The organism is Frankia sp. Mgl5 (assembly GCF_023242985.1).
Classification (GTDB): Bacteria; Actinomycetota; Actinomycetes; order Frankiales; family Frankiaceae; genus Parafrankia; species Parafrankia soli.
Window position 1 is genome coordinate 1 of sequence record NZ_JALKFY010000698.1, and the last position, 9,064, is coordinate 9,064.

At 76.1% G+C, this 9,064-nt stretch carries 2 protein-coding genes; both read left to right on the forward strand.

Going from position 1 to position 9,064, the window contains the following annotated elements:
- Nucleotides 1-6 precede the first annotated feature (6 nt).
- Nucleotides 7-8,691, forward strand: a complete 8,685-nt coding sequence (locus tag MXD62_RS26280) for an SDR family NAD(P)-dependent oxidoreductase (RefSeq protein WP_308301328.1) — start codon at nt 7-9, stop codon at nt 8,689-8,691.
- An 85-nt stretch (nt 8,692-8,776) separates the two neighbouring features.
- The coding region (locus tag MXD62_RS26285; RefSeq protein ID WP_248832100.1) for a polyketide synthase docking domain-containing protein at nt 8,777-9,064 on the forward strand (288 nt) is incomplete at its 3' end.

A 9,064-nucleotide genomic window follows, 5' to 3' on the forward strand; every position in this document is an offset into this window, starting at 1 on the left:
GTGGGTGTGGGGCCTGACCTGCCGACCTATCCGTTCCAGCACGAGCGCTACTGGCTGGACGCGGACCCCTCCGGCGGGGACGGTCTCGGCGACGTCTCCACGGCCGGACTCGATCCGGTCGACCATCCGCTTCTCGGTGCCGGTGTCACCGTCGCAGGAGAGTCCTTCCCGGATACGTCCCCCGACCCGCTCGCGGCCGGTCTCACGGAAGGCGGCCCCGGCGGCGATGGCCGTCTGCTCTACACGGGCCGGCTGACGACGGATCGCCACCCGTGGCTGGCCGACCACCGTGTCGGCGGTGCCGTGGTGCTGCCCGGTTCGGCGCTGCTCGACGTCCTGGCGTGGATCGGAGACCGGGTGGGGCGGCCCGTCCTCGCCGAGCTGACGATCTCCGCGCCGATCCTGATCGACGAGCCCGTTGAGACCACCGCCGCGAACCCGGCCACCGGCACGGACATCCAGATCGTCGTCGGTCCGCCGGATGGCGAGCGGTCGCGCCCCGTCACGGTCCACTCCCGGACCAGCCCGGACGAGGCCTGGACCGAGAACGCCCGCGGAATCCTCGCCCAGCCAGCGGGCACCGCGACCGGCGGCCCGACCGATCCGACCGATCCGACCGGTCGGCCCGGCTGGGCGGCGTCGTGGCCCCCGGCCGCCGCCAGCCCTGTCGACATCGACGAGTGCTACGACAGGCTTCCTGTCGACTACGGCCCCGCGTTCCACGCGCTGCGCGCGGCGTGGGTGGCCGAGGGCACCGTCTACGCCGAGGTCACGCTCCCGGACGCGGCCGTCGCCCCCGCCGGGGGCGTTTCACCCGCGTCCCGGTGGCCGCGCTCGGGCGGCGTGGAACTCTCCGACGGCACCGACGGCACCGAGCCCTCGGACGGATATGGCCTGCATCCGGTGCTGTTGGACGCGGCGCTGCACCCGCTGGGCGTGGCCGGGTTCTTCCCCGACCCGGACCAGCCACGCCTGGCCTTCGCCTGGTCGGGGGTGCGGCTGTGGGCGACCGGGGCCCGCTCCCTGCGGGTGCGGATCGCAGCTGCCGGGCCCGACACCATGACGATCAGCGCGGTCGACGGCGAGGGCGCCGCGGTGATCGACGTCGAGGCACTGGTGGTCCGCCCCGTCGACCCGGAGCGGCTGACGGCCGGGCGCGGTGCGGCGCGGCGGTCGCACGCGCTGTTCGAGGTGCGATGGGAACAGACGGACGCCGCCGCGGTGCGCGGCACGGACTGGGCCTTCCACCCCGACTCCGCCGTTCGCGACTCCGCCGTTCGCGGCGGTAGCGGCGGAGTCACGGGCACTCCCGTGGCCGAGCGGGCGGCCCGTCCCCCGTTCGTGGTCTTCGTTCCCGCCAGCGCCACGGGTGTCGACGGTGCTGCCGGTGGGGACGCCGGCACGGTCCCGGGCGCAGCCGTCGCCGTCCGGGACGTCCCCGGCGCGGTGCGTGCCGCCGGGCTGCGGACGCTGCGCGTTCTCCAGGACTGGCTGGCCGATCCCGACAGCGCCTCGTCCCGTCTCGCGGTCGTCACGCGGGACGGCGACCTGGCCCACGGGTCGGTGCGCGGGCTGGTACGCGCCGCGCAGGCGGAACACCCGGGGCGGTTCGGCCTGCTCAACCTGGACCGGGCCTACCACCTGCCGGAACCCCCCTCGGTCGGCGAGACTCCCTGGCTGGAGGCGATCGCGGCGGGTCTGGGCGCGCCGGCCGACGAGCCGTGGGTCGCCGTCCGGCCGGCGGGGGCAGGCGGGACCGAGGTGTTGGCCGCGCGGCTGCGGCGCGCCGAGCGGGCCCCGGTGCCGGCGCGGTCGCCTCTCGAGGGAGGCACCGTCCTCGTCACGGGCGCCACCGGTGGCCTCGGCCGGCTGGCCGCCGACCATCTCGCCCGGGTCCACCGGGTGCGGGAGCTGGTTCTCGTCGCCCGGTCCGTGGCGGGGGAGGAGCAGGTCGCCGAGCTGCGCGCGACGGGTGTCACCGTGCGCGCGGTCGCCGCCGACGTGGCCGACCGCGCTGCCGTGGCCGAGATCGTCGCGTCCGTCGCCGACCGCCTCACCGCGGTGGTGCACGTCGCTGGCATCGTCGAGGACGGCGTCATCGAGGCCCTCGACGAACCGCGTTGGCACGCCGTCCTGCGGACCAAGGCGGATGCCGCCTGGCACCTGCACGAGCTGACCGCCGGCCTCGACCTCGCCGCGTTCGTGCTCTACTCCTCGGCCGCCTCAGTCTTCGGTGGCGCGGGCCAGGGCAACTACGCGGCCGGCAACGGCTTCCTCGACGCGCTCGCCCGGCACCGGCGGGCGGCTGGTCTGCCCGCGGTGTCGCTGGCGTGGGGACTGTGGCAGGAGGCCGCCGGAATGGGCGGCCGGCTGAGCGCGACCGACCGGGCCCGCATGACCCGCGACGGAACCAGGGCACTGACGGCGGCCGACGGCCTCGCCCTGTTCGACTCCGCCCTGGTGGACAGCCGGCCGGAGCTGGTCCCCGTACTGCTCGACCTGGGCGCGCTCCGGCGGCGCGACCCGCTGCCACCCCTGCTGCGCGGACTCGTGCCGGCGCCGGCACGCCGCCGCGCCGCCGTGTCGGCGGGCCCCGCGGTGCCTGACCGGTCCGCTCTGCGCGACCGGCTCGCCGCCGCGTCGGCCGGTACCCGGGACGAGATTCTGCTGGAACTGGTCCAGGCGACCGCGGCGGTCGTCCTCGGCCACACCGATCCGGCCGCGGTCGAGCCGGACCGGGCCTTCCGGGACCTCGGCTTCGACTCGCTTACCAGCGTGGAGCTGCGCAACGGCCTGATCACCGCGGCCGGGGTGCGGCTGTCGGCGACCGTGGTGTTCAACCATCCCACGCCCCGATCGCTCGCCGGCCACCTGGCGGCGCAGCTCGCCCCGGACCTCCCGGACGGGCCCTCCGTGCCCGGCGACCCGCCGCGGGCCGTCACCGCCGTGGCGGCCGGCGCCGCCCGGGGGAGCGGCGGCCGTACCCGGGAGCAGGACCGGACCGACGACCCGATCGTGATCGTCGCCATGGCCTGCCGGTTCCCGGGCGGGATCGGCTCGCCGGCCGACCTGTGGCAGGTCGCCAGCGACGGCGTGGACGTCGTCGGCCCGCTGCCGACGGACCGCGGCTGGAACCTCACCGAGCTCTACGACCCCGACCCGGACCGCCCGGGACGGACCTACGTGCGCGCCGGCGGCTTCCTCACCGACGTGACGGGCTTCGACGCCGGCCTGTTCGGGATCTCGCCGCGGGAGGCGCAGGCGATGGACCCGCAGCAGCGGCTGCTGCTGGAGACGTCCTGGGAGGTGCTGGAGCGGGCGGGTCTCGACCCGACGTCGCTCGCGGGCACGCCGACCGGGGTGTACGTCGGCACGCACGGCCAGGACTATGCGAGCGAGGTGTCCGGCGAGCGGGCGGACGAGGGATATCTCGTCATCGGCCGGGCCGCGAGCGTGCTCTCCGGCAGGGTGTCCTACGCGTTCGGCTTCGAGGGGCCCGCGTTGACCGTGGACACGGCGTGCTCGTCCTCGCTCGTCGCCCTGCATACCGCGGCCGCCGCCCTGCGGGCCGGCGAGATCGGCCTGGCGCTGGTCGCGGGCGTGTCCATCATGTCGAGCCCGGAGGGCCTGCTCGGTTTCTCCCGGCAGCGTGGCCTCGCCGCCGACGGCCGGTGCAAGGCCTACGCGGACGCCGCGGACGGCTTCGGGATGGCCGAGGGCGTGGGCGTTCTGCTGGTGGAGCGGTTGTCGGACGCGCGTCGCCACGGCCGCCGGGTGTTGGCGGTGGTGCGTGGTTCGGCGGTGAATCAGGATGGTGCGTCGAATGGTCTGACGGCGCCGAGTGGTCGGTCGCAGGAGCGGGTGATCCGGGCGGCGTTGGCGGATGCGGGGTTGACGACGGCTGATGTGGATGTGGTGGAGGGGCACGGCACGGGGACGACGCTGGGCGACCCGATCGAGGCCCAGGCGCTGCTGGCCACCTACGGCCGGCGGCCGGCGGACCGGCCGGTGCTGCTCGGGTCGGTGAAGTCGAACATCGGGCACACCCAGGCGGCCGCCGGGGTGGCCGGGATCATCAAGATGGTTCAGGCGCTGGACCGTGCGGTGGTCCCGAAGACGCTGCACGTGGATCGGCCGTCGGGGCATGTGGACTGGTCGGCGGGTGCGGTGTCGCTGGTGACGGAGCCGGTGGTGTGGCCGGAGACGGGCCGGCCGCGGCGGGCGGCCGTGTCGTCGTTCGGGGTGAGCGGGACGAACGCCCATGTGATCATCGAACAGGCCCCGGCCGCATCGACCGAACCGGCTGAGACAGAGGCACCGGCCGCACCGGGTGAATCAGAGGTAGCAGCCGGACCGGTCGTTCCGGTCGTGCTGTCGGCGGCGTCCCGGGAGGCTCTGCGCGGGCAGGCCGGGCGGCTGGCGGAATTCGTCCGGACCAGGACCGACGTCCCGGTGGCCGCGGTCGCCGCGACGCTGCTGACCCGCGCGCGGCTCGGCCAGCGCGCGGTCGCGGTGGCCGCGGAGCGCGGCGAGCTCGTCGCCGGCCTGGAGGCGCTGGCCGGTGATCTTCCTGACCCGGCCGTGGTCTCCGGGGCGGCGAGCCCTCGGGGCAGGGGCCCGGTCTTCGTGTTCCCGGGCCAGGGCGCGCAGTGGGTGGGCATGGGCGCCGGCCTGCTGTCGGGTCCCTCGGTGCCGTCGTCGGTTTCGTCGTCGGCGTTGTCGTCGGTGTTCCGGGAGACGGTGGACGAGGTCGCCGGGGCGCTGGCGGGGCTGGTGGACTGGCCGCTGGTGGACGTCCTGCGGGGGGCGGGGCCGGACGGGGCGCTGGAGAGGGTGGAGGTGGTCCAGCCGGCGTCGTTCGCGGTGGCCCTGGGCCTGGCGCGGGTGTGGCGGGAACTGGGGGTCACCCCGGGCGCGGTGGTGGGCCACTCGCAGGGAGAAGTGGCGGCGGCGTGCGTGGCGGGAGCGTTGGGCACGGCCGACGCGGTGCGGGTGGTGGTGGCCCGCAGCCGGGTGGTGGGCGCGCGGCTGGCCGGCCGTGGCGGGATGGTGTCGGTGTCCCTGCCCGCGGCGGAACTGGCTGGTCTGCTGCCACCGGGGGTGGAGGTGGCCGCGGTCAACGGCCCGGGAACGACCGTGATCTCGGGCGCCTCCGCGGCGTTGGCCGAGCTGGTGGCGGCGCTGGAGGCGCGGGGTGTGCGGGCGCGGTCGGTGGCGGTCGACTACGCGTCGCACTCCGCCCAGGTGGACGCCGTGGCCGAGGAGCTGGCGGAGCTGCTGGCGGGGGTGCGGCCGGAGTCGCCCCGGATCCCGTTCTTCTCCACGGTGGAGGGCCGCTGGATCGCGGGAGCGGAGCTGACAGGCGACTACTGGGTCCGCAACCTGCGGCGGACGGTGGGCTTCGCCCAGGCGGTCGGAGTCCTGGCGGGCGAGGGGTTTCGCTCGTTCGTCGAGGTCGGTGCCCATCCGGTGCTGGTGCCCTCGATCGGTGAGGTGCTCGAGGAGGCCGGGTTCGGTGACACGGCGGTGGTGGGATCGTTGCGCCGGGGCGAAGGCGGCCCCGAGCGGCTCCTGCGCTCCGCGGCCGAGCTGTTCGTGGCCGGCGTCCCCGTCGACTGGACGAAGGCGTTCCCCGCCGCCGCGCTGCGGGCCGCCGGCCGGCTCGGCGCGGCGGCGGAGCTGCCGACGTACGCCTTCCAACACGAGCGTTACTGGCTCGCGCCGGGAGCGCCCGGTTCCGGTGACGTGACCGCCGCCGGGCTCGACGCGACCGGTCATCCTCTGCTTGGCGCCGCGGTCGACCTCCCCGGCTCGGCGCCCGACGCGGCCGAGGTGGCGTTCACCGCCCGGCTGTCGGCGCGGACCCATCCCTGGCTGGCCGATCACGCGGTGCGCGGCGTGCGGCTGCTGCCGGCCACGGCGTGGATCGAGATCGCGTTGCACGCGGGAGACCGCGTCGGCCACCCCGTACTCGACGAGCTGTTGATCGAGGCGCCGCTCGCGGTTCCGGCCGAGGGCTCGGTCACCCTGCGGGTGATCGTGGACGGGCCTGACGCCGATGGTCGGCGCCCCGTGCGGCTGTACGCCCGCCCGGACGGCGCCACCGCGCCCGGGGACGGGGACGGCGACGGCGACGGGACCGAAGGCACCGGCCGGTGGACCCGCCACGGCACGGGGCAGCTGTCGGCCGAGGTCACCGAGCCCGGACACGGCTACGAGGCATGGCCTCCGGCCGATGCCCGCCCGGTGGACCTCGCGGACTTCTACCCGCGGCTGGCCGACCGGGGATACGACTACGGCCCGGCGTTCACGGGGCTGCGCGCCGCCTGGACGCGGGGCCGGGAGGTCTTCGCCGAGGTGGAGCTGCCGGCCGCCGAGGCGTCCGCCGAGCCCCCCGGCGCGTACGGTCTGCACCCCGCGCTGCTGGACGCCGCCCTGCAGGCGACGAACCTCGGCGCGGTGCCCGCCGCGGAGGAGGGACACGTCCTGCTGCCCTTCGCCTGGAGCGGCATCCGTCGCTTCTCCTCGGGCGTGACGGCCCTGCGCGTGCACGCCACGCCGAGTGATCTCGCCGCCGCCCCCGGGTCGCACGGGGTGAGCGTCCGGATGTCCGACCGCGGCGGCGCGCCCGTCGCCGAGATCGGCTCCCTGGTGCTGCGCGCGACGCCGCTGGCGCAGCTCGACCGGCTCTACCGTTCGGCCGGCAGCGGTGGGGCGGGGACCGCCGAGGCGCTGTTCCGGGTGGAATGGGTCGGCGTACCGACCGGCCCGGCCGGTACGCCGCTCGGGAGACCGGCGGTGTCCCCGGCGGCGGGCGCGGAGCCGCCGGAGGCGGACGTTCTCGACGTCACCGGCCGCGCGAGCGTTGACCCGACCGCCGTCCGCGCGCTGGTCGCCGACGTCCTGGAGGCCCTCCAGAAGCGGCTCGCGCCGGCCGGGGTTGCGCCGGCCGTGACCGCCCCCGGCCACGGTTGGCGGGTTCCGGACGGGCCCCTGGTGATCCTCACCGACGATCCCGCGGGTGAGCCCGCCTCGGCTGCGGTGTGGGGCCTGGTCCGCTCGGCGCAGGCCGAGCATCCAGGGCGGTTCGTCCTGCTCGGCGGTGCGCCGGAGGAGTCCCGGGCCGTGCTGCCCACCGTGCTGGCGAGCGGCGAGCCGCAGGCGGTCGTGCGGGATGGGCAGGTGCTGGTGCCCCGCCTGGCTCGCGCGGCGCGGCCCTCGGCCGACACGTCCGCTCCGGACGGTGCCTCGCCGCTCAGCGGCATGTCGCCGGTGGACGGCACCACGCTGGTCACGGGTGGCACGGGAACCCTGGGAGCGATCGTCGCGCGAGAGCTGGTGCGTACGCACGGTGTCCGGCACCTGGTGTTGCTCAGCCGCACCGGCGCGGCCACGCCGGGCGCCCCCGAGCTGGTCGCGGAGCTCCGCGACGCCGGTGCCGCGGTCGAGGTGGTCGCCGCCGACGCGGCGGACCGCGAGGCGGTGCGGGCCCTGCTGGCGGACATCCCGCCCGCGCACCCACTGACCGCGGTCGTCCATGTGGCAGGGGTGGTCGACGACGGCCTGGTCACCTCACTGGACCGGGGACGGCTCGACTCCGTCTTCCGGCCGAAGGCCGACGCCGCCTGGAACCTGCATGAGCTGACCGCTGAGCTCGGTCTCGCCGCCTTCGTGCTCTTCTCCTCCGCCGCCGGCGCCTTCGGCGGCGCGGGGCAGGGCAACTACGCCGCGGCGAACGGCTACCTCGACGCGCTCGCCGAGTACCGCGCCGGCCTCGGACTGCCCGCGGTGTCGGTGGCCTGGGGCCTGTGGGAGCGGGCGAGCGGCCTGACGGCGAGCCTGACACCGGCCGACCGCGACCGGATGGCGCGGGGCGGTGTCCGCGGCCTGTCCGACGCCGAGGGCGCCGCGTTCTTCGGCGCGGCGCTGCGGTCGCCGGACGCGGTGCTGGTCGCCGCCGCGGTCGACGTGCCGGCGTTGCGGCGGCGCGCGTCGGCCGGCGGGCTGCCGCCGCTGCTGCGCGGACTGGTTCCCGCGCCGGTACCGGCCGCGGACTCGGCGGCTCCGGACAGCCCCGGCGGTATCACCGGGACCGGCAGCGCCGGCGCCGCCTCAGCCTCGGGTCAGCCGGGGCGAGCGTTGGCCCGGCGACTCGCCGGCCAGGCGGAGCCGGAGCGCCGGCGCGTCCTGCTCGATGTCGTCCGTGCCCACACCGCGACGGTCCTCTCGCACCGGTCGGGGGACGCGGTGGGTGTCGGCCAGACGTTCCAGGAGCTCGGGTTCGACTCGTTGACCGGCGTCGAACTGCGCAACCGGCTCGCCGCGGCGGTGGGGGTGCGGCTGGCCGCGACGATGGTCTTCGACCATCCCACCCCCGCCGCGCTCGCCGAGCACCTGCTCCGCCTGCTCGACCTGGACGGTCCGGACGACCCGGACAGCCATCACGGCCTGGACGGCCCCGGTACTCCGGCGGTGCGGAACTCCTCGGTGCTCGACCAGCTCGCCCGTCTGGAACGGGTCCTGACCGGCGCCACGGACGCCCGGATCGCCGTCCCGGACGAGGTGGCCACCCGGCTGCGGGCGCTCGCGGCATCGCTGGGCCCCCGGCGCGACGGCGGCGCCGGTCTCGACCTGACCTCCGCGACGGACGACGAGATGTTCGAGCTGCTCGACCGCGGCCTCGGTTCCTGAGATCCGTCCTTCCCGATCGCTCCGTACGCCCCGGTACGCCCCCGTAAGTCCCGCGCAAGCCCTTCCACCCGAGGGAGGAGTCACCATGCCCGCCGACAGCACCCGCACGGCCGACACCCGCACGGCCAGCAGCAACTCCGCCGACAACAACTCCGCCGACAACGCCGCCGAGAACCGCGGTGCCGAACTCCGCAACGGAACAGCGAGTGACGACCGGCTGCGCGAATACCTGCGCCGGGCCCTCGCCGAACTGCAGCAGAGCCGGCGCCAGGTGCTCGACCTGGAGAACGCACGGCACGAGCCGGTGGCGATCGTGGGTATGGCGTGTCGGTTGCCGGGTGGGGTGGTGTCGGCGGAGGGGTTGTGGGATGTG